This is a genomic window from Clostridium pabulibutyricum, from assembly GCF_058242705.1.
In genome coordinates this window covers 123,098-143,490 of sequence record NZ_JBZAYZ010000005.1, presented here as the reverse complement: position 1 = coordinate 143,490, position 20,393 = coordinate 123,098, and the positions used below count along the sequence as shown (strand labels likewise).

The 20,393-nt window shown below is 32.9% G+C and carries 18 protein-coding genes; all 18 read right to left on the bottom strand.

All coding sequences use genetic code 11. From position 1 onward, the window contains the following. Positions 1–12 precede the first annotated feature (12 nt). Complete coding sequence (locus AC4CVH_RS07995; RefSeq protein ID WP_490787225.1) at positions 13–1,014, bottom strand: bifunctional lytic transglycosylase/C40 family peptidase; 1,002 nt, start codon at positions 1,012–1,014, stop codon at positions 13–15. Continuing rightward, the gene (locus AC4CVH_RS07990; protein WP_490787224.1) at positions 1,011–3,215 is read right to left on the bottom strand and encodes a CD3337/EF1877 family mobilome membrane protein; all 2,205 of its coding nucleotides are present in this window, start codon (positions 3,213–3,215) and stop codon (positions 1,011–1,013) included. Before AC4CVH_RS07990 ends, AC4CVH_RS07995 begins: the two co-directional genes overlap by 4 nt. Then, a complete protein-coding gene (tcpF, locus tag AC4CVH_RS07985) occupies positions 3,216–5,666 on the bottom strand; it encodes a conjugal transfer ATPase TcpF (RefSeq protein WP_490787223.1) in 2,451 nt (816 codons plus the stop codon). It lies immediately after the preceding gene. Beyond that, positions 5,650–6,042 carry a conjugal transfer protein gene (locus AC4CVH_RS07980; protein WP_490787246.1) on the bottom strand — a complete coding sequence of 131 codons (393 nt, stop codon included), beginning with the start codon at positions 6,040–6,042 and terminating at the stop codon, positions 5,650–5,652. Before AC4CVH_RS07980 ends, tcpF begins: the two co-directional genes overlap by 17 nt. Positions 6,043–6,148: 106 nt before the next feature. Then, on the bottom strand, positions 6,149–6,649 hold the full coding sequence (locus tag AC4CVH_RS07975) for an antirestriction protein ArdA (RefSeq protein ID WP_490787222.1): 501 nt from the start codon (positions 6,647–6,649) through the stop codon (positions 6,149–6,151). Between the two features lie 16 nt (positions 6,650–6,665). Beyond that, positions 6,666–6,887: a hypothetical protein gene (locus AC4CVH_RS07970; protein WP_063600943.1), complete on the bottom strand. Its 222-nt coding sequence runs from the start codon at positions 6,885–6,887 to the stop codon at positions 6,666–6,668. Positions 6,888–6,942: 55 nt separating this feature from the next. Continuing rightward, entirely contained in the window at positions 6,943–8,136 is a 1,194-nt protein-coding gene (gene mobT / locus AC4CVH_RS07965; RefSeq protein WP_490787221.1) for a MobT family relaxase, read from the bottom strand. Between the two features lie 347 nt (positions 8,137–8,483). Continuing rightward, entirely contained in the window at positions 8,484–9,854 is a 1,371-nt protein-coding gene (locus tag AC4CVH_RS07960; protein WP_490787220.1) for an FtsK/SpoIIIE domain-containing protein, read from the bottom strand. Between the two features lie 67 nt (positions 9,855–9,921). After that, positions 9,922–10,554 carry a DUF6037 family protein gene (locus tag AC4CVH_RS07955; protein ID WP_490787219.1) on the bottom strand — a complete coding sequence of 211 codons (633 nt, stop codon included), beginning with the start codon at positions 10,552–10,554 and terminating at the stop codon, positions 9,922–9,924. 76 nt (positions 10,555–10,630) lie between these two features. Further along, a complete protein-coding gene (locus tag AC4CVH_RS07950; protein WP_490787218.1) occupies positions 10,631–11,008 on the bottom strand; it encodes a YdcP family protein in 378 nt (125 codons plus the stop codon). Positions 11,009–11,028: 20 nt separating this feature from the next. Next, positions 11,029–11,343: a YdcP family protein gene (locus AC4CVH_RS07945; protein ID WP_490787217.1), complete on the bottom strand. Its 315-nt coding sequence runs from the start codon at positions 11,341–11,343 to the stop codon at positions 11,029–11,031. Positions 11,344–11,745: 402 nt separating this feature from the next. Further along, positions 11,746–12,678 (bottom strand): hypothetical protein, encoded by a 933-nt coding sequence (locus AC4CVH_RS07940; protein WP_490787216.1) that lies wholly within the window; start codon positions 12,676–12,678, stop codon positions 11,746–11,748. A gap of 194 nt (positions 12,679–12,872) precedes the next feature. Next, a complete protein-coding gene (locus tag AC4CVH_RS07935; RefSeq protein WP_490787215.1) occupies positions 12,873–13,619 on the bottom strand; it encodes a hypothetical protein in 747 nt (248 codons plus the stop codon). A 196-nt stretch (positions 13,620–13,815) separates the two neighbouring features. Next, positions 13,816–14,730, bottom strand: coding sequence for a bacteriophage abortive infection AbiH family protein (locus tag AC4CVH_RS07930; protein ID WP_490787214.1), 915 nt, complete (start codon positions 14,728–14,730; stop codon positions 13,816–13,818). Positions 14,731–14,936: 206 nt separating this feature from the next. After that, on the bottom strand, positions 14,937–15,476 hold the full coding sequence (locus AC4CVH_RS07925; protein ID WP_490787213.1) for a hypothetical protein: 540 nt from the start codon (positions 15,474–15,476) through the stop codon (positions 14,937–14,939). Further along, positions 15,469–16,317: a TIR domain-containing protein gene (locus AC4CVH_RS07920; RefSeq protein ID WP_490787212.1), complete on the bottom strand. Its 849-nt coding sequence runs from the start codon at positions 16,315–16,317 to the stop codon at positions 15,469–15,471. Before AC4CVH_RS07920 ends, AC4CVH_RS07925 begins: the two co-directional genes overlap by 8 nt. A 325-nt stretch (positions 16,318–16,642) precedes the next feature. Continuing rightward, positions 16,643–17,611, bottom strand: a complete 969-nt coding sequence (locus AC4CVH_RS07915; protein WP_490787211.1) for an RNA-binding domain-containing protein — start codon at positions 17,609–17,611, stop codon at positions 16,643–16,645. Between the two features lie 24 nt (positions 17,612–17,635). Continuing rightward, positions 17,636–20,071, bottom strand: a complete 2,436-nt coding sequence (locus AC4CVH_RS07910; protein WP_490787245.1) for a sacsin N-terminal ATP-binding-like domain-containing protein — start codon at positions 20,069–20,071, stop codon at positions 17,636–17,638. Positions 20,072–20,393 lie beyond the last annotated feature (322 nt).

Genomic DNA, 20,393 nt, shown 5'->3' with positions numbered 1-20,393 from the left:
AAATTTTCCTTTCTATTTATTCTTGATTCTACCTGCACTTACTAGATGCTCACGCCAGTATGAAGTAGTGAGGTCGGCATATCCTATAGGATTTCCTGCATTGTACATACGATTGTTTCCAACATAGATACCAACGTGTGTAATGTAAGTACCTGCGCTATAGGTACCATGAAAAAACACCAGATCACCTGGTTTTGCTTGTGATAAAGAAATGTGCTGCGTCATGTCATACTGTTCCTGAGCTGTCCTTGGAAGTCTAATTCCTGCTTTCCCAAAACACCACTGTGTCAGTCCACTGCAATCAAAGGAAGTGTTTGGGTTGCTGCCGCCAAACGTATACTTCCAGCCTTGATATTTAAGGGCTTCTGTCATAATTGTCTGGACTGTGGCATTATCAAAACGAGTAACAGTAAGATATTGTGATACCAGCGGCACATAAAACATGTTTCCATAGCCATACATCCAACCTCCGTTTTTCTTTACAGCAACAGGATTTGTATAAGTTATTTTATTTCCACCTGATTTTTCTCTTGCAAAGCTCTCTGCAAGTTCAAAGGTGTATTTCTTGCCATAACCGGCAACATATTCTATAAAACCTTCTCCATAGTTGTAGGATTGGAGAGCAGTATTTATATCACAGCCTTTTTTCTTGGAATACTCAAGCAAGGTTGCAAAATATTTGCAGCCTTGCTTTATGGATTCCTCTACAGAAAAGGAATTCTGTGACACTCCTGTGGATTCGATTGACTGCATTACATCTGTGCCTCGTCCGCCACTTTCTACCTGCATGATGGCAAGCAGATAGCTTACATATTCTTCAATTCCATATTCCCTGGCATACTTCTCAACCATAGACTTGTGCGCCAGCACTTCCTGTGACAAATTGGAACCTGCAAGATCAATATAACTGTCATTTCCACTGTCTTCATCTGAAATAAAGACAGCAACAAAAATAAGCAGAGAAAGTAAGGCAGCAAAGACCATGCCGAGAACAATCAAATGTTTAAGCTTCATTTTCTGCGTCCTTTCTGCCTGCTGTCTACTTGCTCATTGACTTTTGGACGTTGCTGTGTGGTATGCTTTAAAGTAGCAGGCTTTACAATTGGTTTTTGAGAAACAGACTCCGATTCTTTCTCTTTTTCATGGAAATAATCTTTACTAGAAACACGATTTTCTGTAAATTTTGGTATACTGGCTAAAGGATGGTTAGGATCTTCAGTACTGTTTGTTGTCATCCTATCAGTAAATGAATTTGTTTGACTCATGTTGGCCCTGTTTGTTTTGGGAATATCCCTGGATGTTACAGGCCTAATACGTACTGGACTAGGAGATGATGTTCTCTGTATATTTGGCTGATCTGTTACAGGCTGCTTTGTTGTTCTCTGCTGACGTGCTTTGTCCAGCTCCATTCGGCGCTTAGCAATTGTCTGTCGGCGGAGATTTCTGTTTTTTGATCGTTCTTGCTTTTTATCCTCTAGTGTTCTTGCTATACCACTTTTGAAATCATCCACATTTTTTACTACCTTGTCTGATACTTGCTTTTTTCCATGATATAAGGCATAACGGGCATTGAACGGTAGATCCTTTGCCTTATCTTTTATTTGGCCTGCTTTATCTGCAATATGATCTTTAGTATCCATAACTGCCCCAATTTTCTCACCGACACTCTCTCCAAAACTTGGTTTATTTTCGAATGATACATCAGAACTGCTGGCTGGACGTTTATGACTAGGCTGTGCTCTTCGGGATTTTCCAGATTTCTTGGAAGCTGCTGTACCTGCCATGGCTCCAGCTGCTGCGCCAGTTGTCCCGGCTACAAGGATACGGCCGATTTTCCTTTTTAGTCTTCGTGTCCCTCGGTTCAATAGCATATAAGGTTTTTTTAATATTCTGTGTCCCATCTGCTTGGAATCATTTGCCTGCAAGTTGAACATACCCATCAGATCTCCAAGTTTCATATAAATGCCGGCAAATGTGACTATCTGCAAAAATGCAATCAGGAAAAACGGAAATCCTTCCGATAGGGTATAGAGCATTGTGGAGATGGAAAAGGCAGTAGTTACAATAAGTGTAATACCTGCCCGTGTCATGATTACATTAAAGAGCTTCATTATGGCACGCTTTGCCATGTTATCAAAACCAGGTATCATGGACAGTAGAAAACTCATAGGCAAAAACATGGCATAGATTATGAAAAGTATCTGGGAAAATATCATGATACCCGTCAGCAAAAATACAAAAGTGGAAATGCCAATATTAAAGATAAACAGGAAGAACACCATACCAAGGCGTGTAATGGTCTTTGTTATAGTAAGATTCATGTTGTTCTTGTCCTCAATTTCTTCTTTTACAACTGTCTCTCTATCTTTTCCATTATTCTTATCAGGATCAGCAGAAAGCAGCTTTTCAACTCGCTTTTGTCCGATTTTGTCCATATCAGAATTGTCATATTGTAGTAGAAGCCAGGGCTGCTGCACCTGTATGGAAAACAAATTGTCCCTTATCATGTCTACGCTATCTTTACCTTTGCTTTCCGAGTCCGGCATGACAATTTTTCCCCCAATGGATAAGCTGGCGTTGCTTACATCAGATGAAAAATCATTGATTTTATCAATATAGTCCGGAGCATAGGCGATAAATGAAGCAGAAAGAATAAAGACTACAACTAAATTAATTACTGCATGAACAGCTTTAGTAGTTTCTTTCTTGATAAGACCTGTATAGGCAACATATATACCAACTATCAGGATAAAAATCAGCAGAAATCCCACATAAAAACCGGAACTTTGAAAGCCACTTGGTAAAATACCTGCCAAAGTCTGCATGTTATTTCCAATGGCATCTGAAGTCTTGGAAATGAAATCCAGTGAGTAGGCTTCCTGCACCAGATATCCTGTGGCATTGGAAAGGTAAAGTGAAATTGTCCATATAAAATTGGTGATGGCATATAGTCCATACATAACCTGTTTGCCTATTCCATCCGTCCAATTCCAGGGCAGCCAGTCCCAGGAATTATCCACATAGAAATCAAGCTGATAATTGCCAAGTGGATATTTAGAGTAAGCATTTTTGGAACTTACTGTATCATCTACAAGACCTGACGCATGTGCTACAGTTCCAACAATGGTAAAAAAAAGAAAGGCTATTACAGTGACCAGCAAGATAGCCATGAAGATTTTCCATATCTTTTTTATCTGTATCTTTTTAAAATACATTTAGGTCACCTCTTTCTTAACCGGTGGTCGGGTGTCAAAGGCATGGAGAAGTTCTTCAAATACCGGATGAACCTGAATTACACCTACACGGCCATAAAGATCAGAAATTAGGCATTGACCATTTTCAAGGTCTCGCAACCTTTTCTGGTTATCTTCATCCTCCTTGTCCACTCCAAAGAATTCCAGTGTCTTCTTTATCTCGTTGATATCCGTGGAACGAAATGCAAATTTAAGTCCTATATTGTTTTTCATCTTTTCATCAAGCAAGTCATCTGCATTTTGCGTTACAAAATAAACGCCGGCGTTCATGGCACGGCCAGCCCTTACAAGCTTGTTGGAAAGTGTTTTACCCTGTGATACCTGCAGAAAACTCCATGCTTCGTCCAAGTCTACAATTTTAAATACACTACGGTCCGAGTGAATAAAATCAAGGGCAAAGGTGCTTATGACAATTAGAATAGCTACACTCAAAAGTTCTACAGTGGTATATTCCTTAAAATTTGTCTCTGCATCCGGTAATACCAAGTCTGCAACTTGTATGATGTTAAGCTGTTTGTCAAGGCTGATGGATTGAATAGTAGTACCGTCTGAAAATAGCAGTTGTCCAAGATTACTGTCCTTAATGCTGTCTATATGATCGGCGATACTGTTGGCAACAATTGTATTTTCTTTATGCAGCTCGTCAATGACACACAAAAGTCCTTTACTTTCACTTTGTGTTACTCTGCGAATAGCTTTACGAAGAACTGGGAATTTCTCTCCATCACGACTTGAAATTCCGGTCAGAAAAGTAAGGATGTCAATTGCTAAACTTTCTGCATCCTTTGTCTTCTTCATAATCACATAGGGGTCAAGCAGTCCCTTGTCACTTTCCTCTCTCGTAAGATTAATAATATTGATTTCATGGGCAATTTCCGGCAGTGTTTCCTTCCACTTGCCACGCTCTGACTTTGGATCAACTATTACTGCCTGCCCACCATAGAGGACAGCATAATAGACCAGCAGATTATTAGAAAATGATTTGCCACCACCAAGGGAGCCAAGAAAAGCTGCCGCAAGAGCATTGGTGACGGAACCTTTTACGCCCTGTGCTGCAAGGCTGGGCTTCAAGTACATGTTTCGTCCTGTATCCAGGTTATATCCAATGTATATTCCTTCTTTTTCTCCAAGCATCTGTGTGGCACCAAAGCCCAAACCGGCCAGAAAATCACTGGTAACATACTGTATATAATCATTCATGTAGCGCTTGCTGGCAGGTAGAAATTCACCATGCAGTCCCAGCATATCTCCAAAGGGTCGCACCAGCTTAATGCTTAAATCGTCATAGAAGTCCATGACTTCATTACAACGGCGTTTCAGTTCATCAAGACTTGAAGCTGATACCCTTATAACATAGCTAAGCTTGTACATGGCTTCCTTTGTTTTATCCAGATTGGTTTCCAGCTCATTTACATTGTCAAGGGCTTCTAAAACATCATTGCCTGTATCATTGTTGGACTCCCAGGCATGATTGTCCAAATCTTTTAGCTCTTTTTTCTTGTTCCTAACAGTAGTCAAGGCTTTCTTGTTGGTGACAATTTCCACATTCATGGATGTGTCTATGGGAAAGGTGAATTGCTGCTGCTGATAGTAGAAAATTTCCGAAGATGGAAAGTCAAGCTCTCTTACAATGGAATTTATCGTGAAATAGGAAACATAGGTAGTCTGGTCTTCATGTTCAATTCTCAAGTATCTCTGCTTTTCCTCTACAAGGCAGCGAGTGGGTTTTATAATGTCATATCTTTTCACCAGAGTTTCCTGTTTTAGTTTTTTTATAGGTAAATGGTATTCATATTCCTCATATGGCGTACCTGACTTTCCATAGAGATGTTCAATGAGGTAGCCAAAATCATTCTTATTTAACCTTCTAAATTTGAATCTGCGGGAAATCTTGCTTTTAAGCAATCTTTCCATCTTCATAAATCTGTCAATTTCTTTATTGCTCATACTAACAAAATCATCCATGAGTTTGTGATTGACCTCATGTAGAAAATCAGAAAAGGTCATAGCTATGGACTCACTTATAGTTTTAATGCTCACTTCCTGCTCGTTTAAAATGAGCTTGAAGCCAATAAAAAAGCGATAGTCAATCTGGTTTTCACCAATCATACTGACTAAAGCTTCTGTCTGCTGGTCTATTTTTTTATAGGCAACTTCCTTTAATTTTCCCGTAACTTCTCTCTTGCTGTTTTCCTGTGTTACTCTTATACTTGATTCTGTTGCAATCTGTAAGGCATGTATTTTTCCATCACGGCTCTGGGCTATAAGCTGACGGAAACTATCATGGACCTGGTATTTTTCTTCAGGGCTGAGAAATGAGTAATTGTAGGGTATCATCTCATAATAAGCAAAACATTCTCCATCATGATTAAACACAAGATTGTTTTCAATATATTTAATGGGATACGTCATAAATTTCACTCCCAACTGCGGTAATGGCTTCGTCTGCGATTTCTTTTTTAAGTCTTACTGGTTTCCCTGCATAAGTGACCTTCGGACGGATGATGTATGAAAACACGGATTTTAAAAATCCAAAAGGCTTTTTACCGTCAAAAGTCTTTTGTGACATGAACCATGTAAATGCAGCAGGGATTCCCATATATTTAAGCAGTGCACCGTGAATCATCGAAAGAGGCGGAACATTGGCAAACATAACTACCAGAAGTAGGGAGCAGACAAGCCATGCCATCTGTGTGAATGTAACTGGAAAAGGCAGCTGAAAATCATTGATGGCATATATGACCTTCTCCACATTCCAAATGCTTGTATAACTTTTAATTTTTTTCACCTGTAACAATCCTTTCTCTTTTTAATTTTCAAATAGGAAAGGGGACCAGTACATAAATTAACAGGGGACAATTAGAGTACTGGCACCTTTTCTGGAAACTTTTTAACTAACCTGCATATTCAAAAACCCCATGGGGAGTGACAAGGAAATTTCCTTCAATCTCAAGATCTCGCCCGTAGGCTTTATAGTCAATATAGTTTTGTAAATCGGAGGGGATCTCACCAAGCCTCCCGGATTCCTCAAGTAGATAGTAGGCGACATCCTCCATGTCATCACAGTCTGGATAATAGATGATATCATCCTTATGTTCCACCATTTCTTCAAAACTGCCAAAGAAGGTTCTCTGAATTTCTCTCATTTCATCCTCAAGGGGAGTTCCCTCCAATTCTTCTGCCATAGAGCACAGACGGTTGATTTCATCAATGGATGTGTACTCGTCAATATCAAAGGGCAGCTCATAATCATGAATGGCATATTCTTCATACTCACCATTTAATCCGATGCGTTCCTTGACATCTTCCATATCTATAGGTGGAGTGAACCACGCACCCACTGATTCGCCCTCGTTGTATTTACCAATATTAGCGATATAGACTTGCATTTCCATATCTTCCTTCACCTCCTTATGCACCAACAACTCTATTAAACAGGTTCAAAAGTACATCCTTGACACCAGAAGCATTGAACACAAGTCCTACGGCAATAAGTGCAATTATAAGAAAACCTATGAGCTTGGAAAACTCTCTCTTGAAACCAAGGTAAAGCCCGATTACTACAATTGCCATGAGTACAAGAGACTGGGCATTGCTTAAAAACCAGTTGTACAAATTTTGTCCGAAATTCATTACACATTTCTCCTTCCATAATCCTTTATTACATAATCAAATAAAATTCTATTTATCACCTGCAGTTAGTTACCATCTGTTCTGCATTATCTACCTGCTGCTGTAGTATTTTCTCATGTCTTTTTGTGAGCCTGGCATTTTGTATAATATCATAGATGATGTTTGTGTTACGTATCTGGTCAATTAAAAGTGCCACCTTTAATGTCGGGGCGACCTGACGGCCTAACCAGTTTAAAGTACGTGCAAAGGAATAGGGCTCCGGTTTGGTAGTGAGCTTGAGTTTTTCACGATCCTTGCCTATAAACCATGCCCAGTTTTCATTTATTTTCCATTCACTGCGCCTTTTGTTTTCTATTTTGTCAACAAAACGCAGGTAACGATTTATTATGGAAAAAACTGTACGCTCGGCGTCCTTATATGACAAAAGGTCAATAATTGCATGATAGGCTCTATCATTTTTTAGCCTAATTTCAAAACGGTTTTTGACTTCTGATTCCTCTATGGGAACACCGTTTTTCACGTACTGTTCATAGTCCTTTTCATATACGCAAAAGTAAATTTCACTCTTTAAAGAACCGATATAAAGTGTATTTCCCATAGCTTCCTTTTCCTCACGGTGTATAAGCTCACCACTTCGGTAACTTTTAAAACTGCGAAACACTGAAATGCATTCTTCATTTCGACATTTTTCAGTAAGCTTGGGGATATCAAGTATACCTGCCTTGTCATTTATGGCTAGGTCAAGCCTCTTGAATACACCACCTTCACTTATCGCACACATGAAAAAATCATACCAACTTCTGTGCTGTGCCAGAAGAAATCCTTCAAACTGCCTACAGCCTCGTCCTTTAAGCTCCAAAAGCACACCTTTCCTTTCATCAGGAGATACCATTACAAAAATATCTCCCAAAGCATAATGCTCTGCATAGGAATAGAAACCATAGTCCTCATGAAGCATGTATTTCATTTTAAGAAGCAGTATATCTTCAATAACATGCTTTACATTTACAGTAGGAAATCGTATCCTAACATAGTCAAACAGCATTTCAAGGGGTGAGTCTGGATTGAAGCGTTCCAGTGATTTTAGGATTGTCTCTTTAATGTCTTCCGACGGTGAAGCTCTGCCGTTTTCAATGTCACTTAGATACTGTCTTGTGATTCCAGCTGCAACTGCCAGACGGTTTTGTGAGATGCCATAATAAGTTCTCTTTTCCTTTAGTTCCTGCAACCATAAACTGTTTTCACTCAACTACATCCCTCCAATCAAAAAAGGATGTCAACTGAAAGGGTTGTAGTTGACATCCTTAAAAAATCCAGAAAACCTTTATATAATAAGGTATCTGCAGAATTTTAGAACTGTTTTTTATTGTATTTGTGCCCCCCTGTTAGATACGGGGGGCTAATTATATGGCGTGGCTATCGCCACACCAAAAGCAGGTCAGTCCGTCCCTGCGGCTTTCGCTTCGCATGCCGCATAGCCGTTCTGCCTGCTTTTTATCATTTTAACTTGCTTAATTAAAGCCATGAATATCCTATAATTTTCTCAACATTTTCAATAGAATACACTTCTTGCATAAAACTCATACTCTCCGAATGTTAATCTGTTTTCTCTGCTTTTACAACCAATTTGCCTATTTCATTTAAAAAATCATGCTCTTTAGGTACAAGAGGAGTATAAAATTCAGATATAACACTTGTACCTGTATCTACATACCCCCTTCCTTTAATTTGCTTTAGGAAGAAATCTTTATCAGTTTCACCAAACATCATTCCATAACCCATTTCTGACATACGACCTAAAGCTACACGAAAATTAAACTGGTCGCGAATCCCATCCCCAAGATATTTCGCATCTGGTCTTTGACATGCAAGAATCAAAAAATACCCTGACTGTCTTCCAAGCATAACAAGCTGTTTTAACTTATTAAGAACTGCGGTACTTTCCTTGCTCCCCAGCATTTCCATGAAAGCAACATATTCATCAAAAATGAGGAAGTTAGCAGGCAATCCTAAATAAGCATAATTTTCACCTGTTTTATATCCTTCCATTTGTTTCATATCTTCATTACGCTTCATCATCCCATCATAAAAGTTATTAATGCAAGCAATCATGTCATCCTTTTTATAATAAACATTTGGCATAACAGCTTCCAAGTCTGCAAGATCTGCATTTTTAGGATCAAGAACATAAAGTGTAGAATTAGTACGCAGCAGAGCTTCAATCAATGTCAAGATAAAATAACTTTTTCCTCCGCCTGTACCACCTGCAATAAGCATATGAGGCAGTTTATCATATTCCCACCAGATATTTTTCATTAGCCTTAACTTTCCATGTTCAGCCTGCACATCTTCAATAGAAATACGGTTTGCTATAGTATCATATAGTAGCGTATATTCAACATAAGAATCCTTCAATTCCTTATCTGTAAGCTCACAATATAAACCACTTTCAAGCTTCTTTTCAAGATGCAATAGCTGGTCTTGATATTTACCTAATATAATTTCTACTTGAATATGAATCAAGCCATTTTTAAGCCTGTAGTACATCTTTGGAAAATGAGTTATTCTTTCCTTTGTCTTTTCTGAAGGTATGTCTTTAAAAAAACTATTTGATTGTACTTGTTCTGCTTCATACCATTTATTTTCTAATATCATTCTTGCTAATTTTTGTCGGTGCATAAGTTGCTTGATTCTATCATATTGGAAACGATAATATAACCATGCTGAAATTAAACTTATTGCCGCTGCAAAAATCACACTAAACACAAAATAAGAAGTGATATGAAGCTGTAAAGTACCATTTTTTAGAATACTTACCTTTTCCAAATTTATACGCAATATTTGTTTTACATTAAGTAATAAAAACATCATACTAAAAATTGCTATTAATGAAACAGTGGTAAAATTAAAAACCAGCGATTTATCGCTGGCTCTAATCCTTCTTCCTTTATGTTCACTTAATTGCATTAATCCTCCTATATAACACAAAACAGTTAATTTTTTAAATTAACTGTTTACTGATTTAATTTTTAAATTATCGATTGGCAAATATAGCCATAATTTCTTCATCGCTTTTTTCATCTTCCAAATTATCTGAAAAGAAAAAGCTTAAATTCATATCACTACAATAATGTTCATATAACTCTGGTCGTAATGATTGTGCCTTATTACTGTTTTCAATACTACGTTGATTTAATGAACCATCTTTCTTTTTTTTCCCATTGCGGTGTACATCATAACAATATATCGCCTTAGGATTATTTCCCTCGGCGCGACTTCCTATTAGCCTTTTTTCAATATCACTTTTATTAAGTTTTTTCTCTTTAGGAATAAAATCAGCAAAAATTTTAGAAAAATCTTTAAATAAATCTCTATTTGCATTTCCTTTTTCAACACCAAAAAAATTACAAAATTCTTCTGCACTATGGAAGTGAACATCATAAAAATCAATATATCCATTAATTGAATCATTTATATTTTTTCTTTTTATAAATTCCACTTTTGCCTTAGCATATTCACTTGGTTTTTTCTGATCTTCCCTATAAAGTGTTAATATCACAAAATATCCTTCTTCTTTATACCTAAATGGAAACGAATCAATAATCCACCCTTTTCGCTCCATATCATTTAAAAGTGATGGTAAATTTTTAAACAACAATTCTGCCATAGTTATCGCCTCACAAATCCATTCTTTCTTCTTTGGTATAATTATAATTCATACTTATATTTCAATCAATAATATATTATTTTTTTTCTTGTGTATGCTGATTATGTCCAGATATTGACGATTGCTTGACATTTCTTAAAACAATATCATCTGCCTTAATATACCAGTCTACATCTGCACCTTGAAAAGTAGCATTAGCTACCGTATCTGCTACAGGATTTATTATTTCAACTTCTGCGTTATAGTCAAACTCCTTTAAAGGTACATTTGCTGGAATACTAACTTGAATCATTCTTCCTTGTCCTCTTGATTTTAAGTCATAAGTACGCTCCTTGATTTCACTCGATACTGTACCATCTTCATTCTGTATATATACCTCACGTCTTAAAGCAGAAAATTTTAAATTCCCGAATGTAGCTTCTTTATCAATAACAATTCCATTTGCTAATCTCATATAAATTTACCTTCCTTTCCTTATGCTTCTACCATGTCATCTGCATGAAGAATATAATTTGTAAATCCACGAGTTCCAATTTTATAACCCTCTGCGGTAATTCTTGGATTAACGAGCTTCACTTTTTTTTCAACATCAAAATGCTTTTCACCTGCTTCAGTTGGAAGAATAACAACAATATCATCTGCCCTTTGAATATCTGAATATAAATTGTAGCTACGTGATAAAATTGTATTATGCCCATTTACCCTTCTTTGTTCAATATTACCTTCACCAGCATATTCTAAGTTTCCAAATGTCTTTTCCATGTTTGGGATTACATATTTTAATTCCATATTCTTTTACCTCACTTCTTTTTATATTTAAATAAATAATTTACTTCTAACTTTTTTCTATTCTGCTACATAAAAAATACCTAAATAACTGCATTTTATCAAGGGCAAGCTCTGTGCTACGCACCCTTGACAAAATCCATTCATTTAGGTAAATATCAATTAGGCAGAATAAGAAAACTTTTATTAATTTTTAATGGCGGTGAACGTTCCTCATTTTTTCTTTGTATCTGAATCACATCCTTTCTAATTTTTTTCATAAAAAAATAGGCGTTCATTTCTGAATGCCTAAACTAAAAAATTAAGATTAATTAATAATTACTTTTATCATATAATTAGAAAGATATGAAATAGTTGATACTAAGATCATATCCCCTCAACAATTACAAATTGGAATTTGTAATGCTAACTTCTACCAAATTTCTTCTGAGAAATAAAATTTAAGATAACAAAAGGATTACTTTCATTAGATAATTCTTGTAACTTTTCTTTCCTTCCTAGATACAAAAAATTCATAATATCATTAAATTCTTCTATTTCCAGATCATCTCCCGTTAATATTCCTCTTTCTTTATAATATGGCAAAGCGCTTTCAAAATCTGAATATAACGTACCGTTATCATTAATAACAGCTCCTACCTGAGAAATCTTCATTTTACATAGAAGATACATATTAGATGGTGCTGTACTTTGTAAAATTCTAGCAAGCCCCACACCTTCTCTTTTGGCTATCTCATTAAATGCTTTTTCTGACATTGTCTTCATTTGGATTAATACATTTTTCTCCTCTTCAACCCATTTAGTTGCTTCATCAACATTAAAAGCCTTCATAATTGCCAAAACCAACTTGTCTATAATCGAAATATTATTAGGGTGTTTTTTATGTAAAAAATCTAAAACCTTATATCTTATTATTGGAGGAAGTAGTGAAAACGAAGACATTACATCATTTCTTGAACCGAACTCATATTTTTCAAAATAATTTATCAGCAGAAATGATAACATATCGAATAAACTGTCCACTATATTCTCAAAATCCTCTATAGTTAAACGATCTAAATATTGCGTGTGTGTAGACAAATTTCCTCTTCCCCTAATGTTTTCCAATGCTGATTCAATAAATTGATGATTAGGTAAAGACTTTATTCTATTTTGAATATTCCTCTGCCCTAAAGTCAGCTTTTCATCTGGTTTTAAATCTAACATTTTTCGAGTAATAACCTCTGCATACTGCCTGATGGTAGAAATTTTCCCCCTAAAAGAAGTATCTGTATAAAATATATCTCCAATCAAATCGTTAGTTAAACACTGATATTCGTTGTTATTAAAATTGCCCATAATTAATCTATCCTCCTTACCGCAAATTATTATTTGTATTACTCAATCTTAAATTATAATTTTGTATTATAAACATAATAGGAAGTTAAATTCCTATTACAAAAGAAATTAACTATTTTAAAGGAATATGCACCTATTAAAAATATCCTTTATATTACCTCCCTCAACCATCTTACAAAAATTTTAGTTTTCATCTATAATATTTTCAATGTCAACCGATATTTTTTATCTTTTTTCTCATTCTTCCTATCCAATTCAGAATTTATATAATTCATATGCCAACTAAACTTTTGTCTCATCCTTTCATCCCAACGACCTCTAACCTCTTCTTTCATTAGTTCAAAGCCATTCATCAACATCTCTCCACAAAAATGGCAATTATTTAAATAATTAAGAAATGTCAAGTCATCAAAGTCCTTACGCATATACCCATTTAATACACTATCGTCTTTAATTTCATTTATAACATTTGAATCAAGTATAACACGTGGGTATATTGCCACCTTATCTTCCAAAAAATATGCTTTCACCAATGCTTCACCCCATACCATTACTTCATCAATAAATAATTGTCCAATTGTAATCCCTCCACGCAACATCCATCCAACACTGTCACTTGCCGCAAGTTCTTGAAAATGTGCTGCACATGATAACAAACAGTTTATATCTTCTAATCTCTTTTTCTTTTCTTCTGATATCCTTTTTGCAACAATAATATTATCTGAAAATATTTTAAATTGTATTTCTTGATTCCCTTTTATTTGAATCTCTCTTGTCAGATTCATTGAAAATGTGTATAAGTTATGCAGTTTATTCATAGATAACTCTTGTTTTTCCATATCTGATTTTATCCTTGAAGTAACTCCTAAAAGATCAAAATATGCAACAATATATTTATCTGTTTTCCTATTATAGGCATCAGCATTTTCATTTACCATCATATAATCACCTTCTCCATATTATCAGTTGTTATTTAATATTGTTACTAAGTTTATCCCCTAAATTTCAGTTTTCTATCTCATTTTTAAGTATCAATTTTTATATCACTTATAATATTTTCTTTGCTATAGCCTCTTTATAAATATAATAAGTAGCTTGATTAATATTAATCTTCAACTTGTAATATTGCACTCTACTCTATAGATCATAAAAACTACTTGAATTTAACATTTTAATGCGTTCTATATTAATTCCACAATCGATCAAACTGTCAAACATTTGCTGCTTTTCACTGTCACGGTGATAATAAACCTTCCATTTAGCTACACGTTCTGTAAATTCATCAACACTTTTGAAATATGGTATATCCACGCCTGCAAGAGAATGTCCCACAACAGATATTTCATCAATCCCTTTTCCAGCTAAACTAAATAGTTTAGGTATGTATCTGTTAATATTCTTATACGTTCTATTATAATAATCTTCTATGACTCTGCATATACTGGTTTCTTTTTCATCAAACGCACTTTCAGCCTCATGTCGTTTCCTTTGGATATTTTCTATTCTTGTTTTATTCCCGTGTCCTAATATAGGATCACCATCTCGCTGACGTAAAGAACCATGAATATGTATAACTTTTCCTTCATTTATTTTATAAACCGTTTCTAACACAGCAGTATAGTTGAAAGTTATATACAATCCATTATTTTTATTGTTAATCAATGTTGTTTTGGGCTGCACGTCTCTAATTCGAATAGTTCTTATCCACTGTTTGAGATACTTAGCCAGTAAAGTTATATACTTATATTCATCTGTAAAATAATAAAACAATGTATCCTCAATTCCAACATCACCGCTTTCCAAATTCATTTCTATGCCAACTGCTTGGTCAATTATGTCGTCTTCATCAATGTTTGCAAGATTTGTTTCTAATTCATTCCAAAGCGTTATCTGCATAGCATATTTGTCCATCCTAGGGTAAATATCATAATGGGCTTCAAATGAATACAAAAACTCAGGGTACATATTTTCTAAGTATGTTCTGAAATCCCAATATGATGTCGGCAAACCATGCCCTCTATCAAATCCATTTCCTACTATAAAAAGATACATAGCATTTCTCCTTAAGCATATTAATCTTCTTATCGATTTCTATAATATAAGCTTAACTAAATCATCAAATTTCCATTTATACAAATGCTTAAATTCACATTATTCGTCTATTAAGAATAGCAATGGCATATCCGATTATATATAATTGTCAGTTTTAATAGCATTATACTTTTTAATTGAAAGTTCTTTATTTTAAAATATCATTTTTATTCATATTGAAGATAAAAATATTCTACCAAGTCAATTATCAAATCAGCTGGATCTTCCCCTCTTTCTTTAATATATAGCATCTCCTTTAGTTGAGCTTTAGTAATAAATAAAATAACTTTCTTCTCTTTACTGTATATAGTATTACGTCGTATATGTGCTGCTTCATTTGGCAACTTACTACAAATCATTAATGCAAGACGACCCATGGGCTCAGTCATATAGTTACGCAATTGATCAACTTCTTCTTTACCTATTTCGCAATCTTTATAATTTTTAAATTCTACAATAATTAACCTTGCATTAAATTCTTTTAATAAATATCCCCAAGTATTCTGTCCGTCGAAATTTCTGTTTGGAAAAGCTGCATCACGTCTATCAATTCCTGAATAAGTACGCGGCTGTACTTTGGGTTTCACTAACGGCGGTACAAACAAATAGCAAAGTATATCTAAACATACTTCTTCAAATTCTTTCCATCCACTTCGCCCGCATGGGCAAGAGAAAAGACGAGTTACTAAATCATTAACTTTACTCATTTTGCCCACTCCCATTGAAATACTTTTCTACTATATCATTGTTCTTTAATAAATATCTTTTTAACTTCGGCCCATCAATAATCCTAATCCTATTTTTTAACTTTTTAGATTTTATCCATTCTTGTGCAGCAGATGTTAATTGACTATTTGTAACAAGCAACCCCATTACTGGTTCTTCGAAACTATTCAGTATTGAAATTAATTGGTTTAATGTTTTAATATCAGCACGTGAATTATTATAAAATTTAACTTCAACTATCCAAGTTTCTTCAATTCTTTCACCAAAAGGATCACTTCGCAAGTAATTAGCTTTAATATCTATTTGATTACCATTATATACACATTCCCTCTCAATACTTCTAAACTCTAGCTTATTGAGTATTTCTTCTACTAAATCTTCGAATTGTTTATACGATAAGTTTGAAAAATTTATTTTAGGAACTAACTTAATTTGTTCAATTAATCCATCAATATTATTTTGATTTCTTAAATCAAAAATTTGATATTCCTTTAAGAAATTTGGTATATCACAATCCTCTATTAATACTGGTAAAATAGTAATATCTTTTGCTTTTAAATCTCCTTTTAAAGCAAAATTTAATTCATATTGAACCCATATTGATTTAATAGAATTAGATGATAGTAAAATAATAAGATAACTACAAGCTGATATAGCATTTTCAATACTTTTTTTTAGTTGATTTTCAGAATCAACTTCAAATGTATCATTACTACATATAATGTTTTCTTTCATTAGATAAAAAGTGATATTATCAGCTATTCGTTTATCTTTAAAAGAATAACTTAAATATACTTTTCTTATTGTTTTACTTTTGAACATACAAACTCCTCCATAGTAATCTTCTTATTAGCATTTCTTTTACAATAAAAAGCAATTATTTTTCTATTCTGTCAAGCCACCTATTATTATCATAATGAGCATATTTACAGAATCAATCAAGATATCAATACCGTAATAGACAGAATAAAATAAAAGTGTCTCGATATATATAATTAGGAATTCTATTTATTCTCTATATAAGAATTCTCAATAGTTGTAACTTTATTTTAATACAATTACTGTTTTCACATGCCTTATTGACAAAAAAATATTGATTGAAACCAGTGTGTTTTTAGCAGCAAATCCTCATAATTTATATAAGCTACTACTTTTTATTTAAGATAATAGAAATAAACTCTCTAAAATCTGTTGATATCATATTTTGAAAACTTACTCCAAGTCCATCATTTAACTTAGAAATAAATGCTCCTATATGAATTGATATTATTTCAAGTTTCCTTGATTCTTCTGTTAATTCTAGCATTAATGATGGATTTTTTAATTCTGCAACTTTTTTATCTATTTCTGATTTCTTATCTTCCCAATATTTTATGTAGTTAAATCTATCAGAAGAATAAATATTTGCTTTAATATCTTTAATTTTGGTATCTTTATTCTTATAGAACTTGATATCCGGCTCTGATATTATGACAAATAGCAATTTATCGTAATAATTCCTGTCTCTCATAAGTTCTGTGACTTCATACATACATTGAATTGATTTTAAATATCTATCGGATACAATTGATATTACAAGATCATGTTCTTTAATACTTTGCATATATTCATTTAGGCTATCTTTATATTTTAATATTTCTGTATCTCTTGAAATTTCGATTTCATTTTTAGTTTTTTCATTTATTTTATCCTCAATTATATCAGCAATACAACTATCATTATGACAATATGATAAAAATACCTTCTTTGCAACCATTTTTTCAACCTCCATTTTATTATTAAACATATATGCAATATCATTACATTTTACAATATATTCATTTTTCTCGACATTAATAAATGCTAACTGATGTTGCAAATATTCAAATTTTTTATATTCAAATTTTACATGTCTATCAAGCAACTTTCTAATATCATTCTCCCTAATACTAAAAGGGAAATTTTTTATTGTAAGACTTTTGCTGTCATCTGCAATTCCAAATACTATTAGCCCTCCTTGAGAATTTGAAAAAGCAGATATATATTTTCCTATCGTTTCATAGGATCTAATTGGATGTATATACTTTACATTAGTCCTATCTCCTTGCTCTATCTTTTTTATTATAAAATCTATCATATATACCTCCAAACTCAAAAACCATTATTTATTATAAATATTTCTAAGAGGGATAACACTAATCCCTGTAGTTTTTATAATATCTCCTAATGTAATTATTCTTGTGTTTCCTTTCCCATTATCTGTCCATAATTCATAGTCTGTATCATCTAAAGCTTCTAATTCTTCATCATTGAAAAAAATTATTTTATTTTGATCACTTGGTCGGATAATTATGTTGATATCTTTTCCATCTTTAATTGCTGGGAAAACAGTATCCGAATATTTTTTTCTTCTCCATTCCTCTAAATTGGATGGCATCTCATAATCTTGTATATCACTTAAATAATTATATATATTTTCTATTGATCTTTCCATCATCAAATTAAATTTCTCTAATGCAAATGTTGAATGTGCAGAAATATGCTTTAATTGTTGTTTTATCTCTTGATCAGATAAGATACCTAAATTTTCAATTAACTCAGCTATCTTATTATGATTATCAATAATGTCATCCAATTGTTCATATTTAATATTATTGTTCTCAATTTTTTCTGCAATTTTAAAACGCCTGATACTTTCTTCTGGAGTTGATAACAAACTCCGTTTACCATACAACGTTTCAAATAGTTCTTCACTTAATTTGGGTTTTTCAAGGAACCAATCACTTAATTTATTAAAAACACTTTGATCTTCTGGTTTTCTTTTTGCATTATTAATTGTTTCATCAGATAAAATACGATTTACTTTATCTTGAATTTGTTTTGAAACATATTGGTTATCTTTCTTTTTTGTAATGACTCCTTCAGGCAATTTAATCTCTGTAGCTAATAAATTAGCTTTAATATCATCGCCTAGATCAAACAATATTTTTTTTAAATCATCGTCAATATTCTCATCAATAGAAACTTCAGATATTTTTACAAATTTATAATTTTGATTCAAAACATATGCTTCATGTATAAAGCTATCTTGCCCTTTACTTTTTATCCAAAAACAATAAAATCCATTTAACCATGTATATATATCAACAAATTCACCATGAAAATTTTCTTTAAAGTAAGCTAAATCTTTATCTTTCATATATAAATCATTTATATCAGATATTTCAAACTTACTTTTAAGTATTTTATACCATTGTAAGTATGATCCTTTTGTCGGTATATAAAATTTTGCAAATGAATTAACTATATCCCATAATTCATCATTAAGCTCTTTTTTCTCACAAATTGGAATATGTATTTGATTTACTAATTTACCACATTGTAATACTTTTAAAGCAACTCTATTGCAGTATTTTCCATTAAAATTAACATCAACAATTGGTAATTGCTCATATATTTTTTTGATTCCCTCATAAAGTTCTTTTTGTAGAACTGAATTACTATCCCCACCAATAAGGCATAAATTATACATGTCATCCCATTTATTTTGACTTGCATATTTTATTAATGATTGATATAACTTTATTGCTATTTTTAAGATATTAATATTTTCATCACATCCTTCATGAATAGCATTTCTATCTTTTTCTACATCAAATTTAGAACAATTTATAATTACTGGAAAGCTAAATTCTTCAGTTCCTACTAGAGGAAATTTACAAAATAACTTTGGAGTATTATGTAAAAATGGTAGTACACGATATTTATTATTAATTTTTTCAACTAATAAAGCTATAGCTACCCCATTTTCTTCTTTCACTAAAACACTAAACGGTTCACCACTAGGGTTACTAACTTCCATTATTTTATATCTGCCAAATATATCTTCACTACAATTATTTACTTGATATTTTGCTCCATTGCATGTAATTGATTCTATAGATTTGTTCAAAGCAAGTACAAATGGCACTGTATTCTTTAAATCTTCTAAGCCAATTTTTGCAGCTTCTTTTGTTTCTTGTGATCTATATAAATCGTAATAAAATGTTGTCCTAATTTCATCGGGCTTTTCAATGTTTTCAGCTTCATTTTGCTTTAAACTTTCAATAAACTTAAGTGCTTCTTTTATCTTATTTCTAATTTCTTGATAAGATTTTCCACTTCTATCAATAATAAAGCTTAAATTTTTATAAATATTTTCACTTTGTTTAAATACACCATTAACTTTAACTTTTTCAGATAGCAGATGTGTCGAAATAAATCCAGTCCCAAACTTCCCTGTCTTCTCTTCGCTATCACTTTGTTTTGAAGATATTTGTGTTATTAAATCTATTAGATTTTCATAAGTGAATGGCATTCCATCATGAGTAAATTCTATAATTTTTTCATCTTTATACAAGATATTAATATTTACATTACCACCCTTAGGAATGCAATCAGATGCATTTTGTATTAATTCCCATACCCATCTTCTTCTCATACTATCTTTCTGTTCCGGTGCTTGCCCTCGAAGTTTTTTCATTTCAGACCATATTGTATTAGCCCCAGCATCAAAAACTTTTTCTAATATAATCTCATTATTATCATTACCTTGCATTTTCAAAAGCATTAGCTCCCATCATAAATTATTTATTACTTAAGTATAATTGCATTACTTCATTCAGTTCTACATATAATGCTCATGCCTGTATTTGAACTCATAATTATAACATTATAACTATATTATACATTACGTCCTCTTAATACCATTATTCTACAAATTATAGTAATTTCCTTTAAATCATCATACTTTTTAAATAATAAAAAATTTACAATTAAATTAGTTTGTAGATTTCAGTCTTTTAGTTTAATATTATTTTAAAACAGAAGACTTATTAAAACATGATGAAATCCATAAAAAATCACTTGCTTTCTACTAT

Coding starts and splice junctions, on each gene's coding strand:
- AC4CVH_RS07995 (WP_490787225.1), bottom strand. CDS start 1,014: ATGAAGCTTAAACATTTGATTGTTCTCGGCATGGTCTTTGCTGCCTTA.
- AC4CVH_RS07990 (WP_490787224.1), bottom strand. CDS start 3,215: ATGTATTTTAAAAAGATACAGATAAAAAAGATATGGAAAATCTTCATG.
- tcpF (WP_490787223.1), bottom strand. CDS start 5,666: ATGACGTATCCCATTAAATATATTGAAAACAATCTTGTGTTTAATCAT.
- AC4CVH_RS07975 (WP_490787222.1), bottom strand. CDS start 6,649: ATGGAAATGCAAGTCTATATCGCTAATATTGGTAAATACAACGAGGGC.
- AC4CVH_RS07970 (WP_063600943.1), bottom strand. CDS start 6,887: ATGAATTTCGGACAAAATTTGTACAACTGGTTTTTAAGCAATGCCCAG.
- AC4CVH_RS07960 (WP_490787220.1), bottom strand. CDS start 9,854: ATGCAATTAAGTGAACATAAAGGAAGAAGGATTAGAGCCAGCGATAAA.
- AC4CVH_RS07955 (WP_490787219.1), bottom strand. CDS start 10,554: ATGGCAGAATTGTTGTTTAAAAATTTACCATCACTTTTAAATGATATG.
- AC4CVH_RS07950 (WP_490787218.1), bottom strand. CDS start 11,008: ATGAGATTAGCAAATGGAATTGTTATTGATAAAGAAGCTACATTCGGG.
- AC4CVH_RS07945 (WP_490787217.1), bottom strand. CDS start 11,343: ATGGAATTAAAATATGTAATCCCAAACATGGAAAAGACATTTGGAAAC.
- AC4CVH_RS07940 (WP_490787216.1), bottom strand. CDS start 12,678: ATGGGCAATTTTAATAACAACGAATATCAGTGTTTAACTAACGATTTG.
- AC4CVH_RS07935 (WP_490787215.1), bottom strand. CDS start 13,619: ATGATGGTAAATGAAAATGCTGATGCCTATAATAGGAAAACAGATAAA.
- AC4CVH_RS07930 (WP_490787214.1), bottom strand. CDS start 14,730: ATGTATCTTTTTATAGTAGGAAATGGATTTGATAGAGGGCATGGTTTG.
- AC4CVH_RS07925 (WP_490787213.1), bottom strand. CDS start 15,476: ATGAGTAAAGTTAATGATTTAGTAACTCGTCTTTTCTCTTGCCCATGC.
- AC4CVH_RS07920 (WP_490787212.1), bottom strand. CDS start 16,317: ATGTTCAAAAGTAAAACAATAAGAAAAGTATATTTAAGTTATTCTTTT.
- AC4CVH_RS07915 (WP_490787211.1), bottom strand. CDS start 17,611: ATGATAGATTTTATAATAAAAAAGATAGAGCAAGGAGATAGGACTAAT.
- AC4CVH_RS07910 (WP_490787245.1), bottom strand. CDS start 20,071: ATGCAAGGTAATGATAATAATGAGATTATATTAGAAAAAGTTTTTGAT.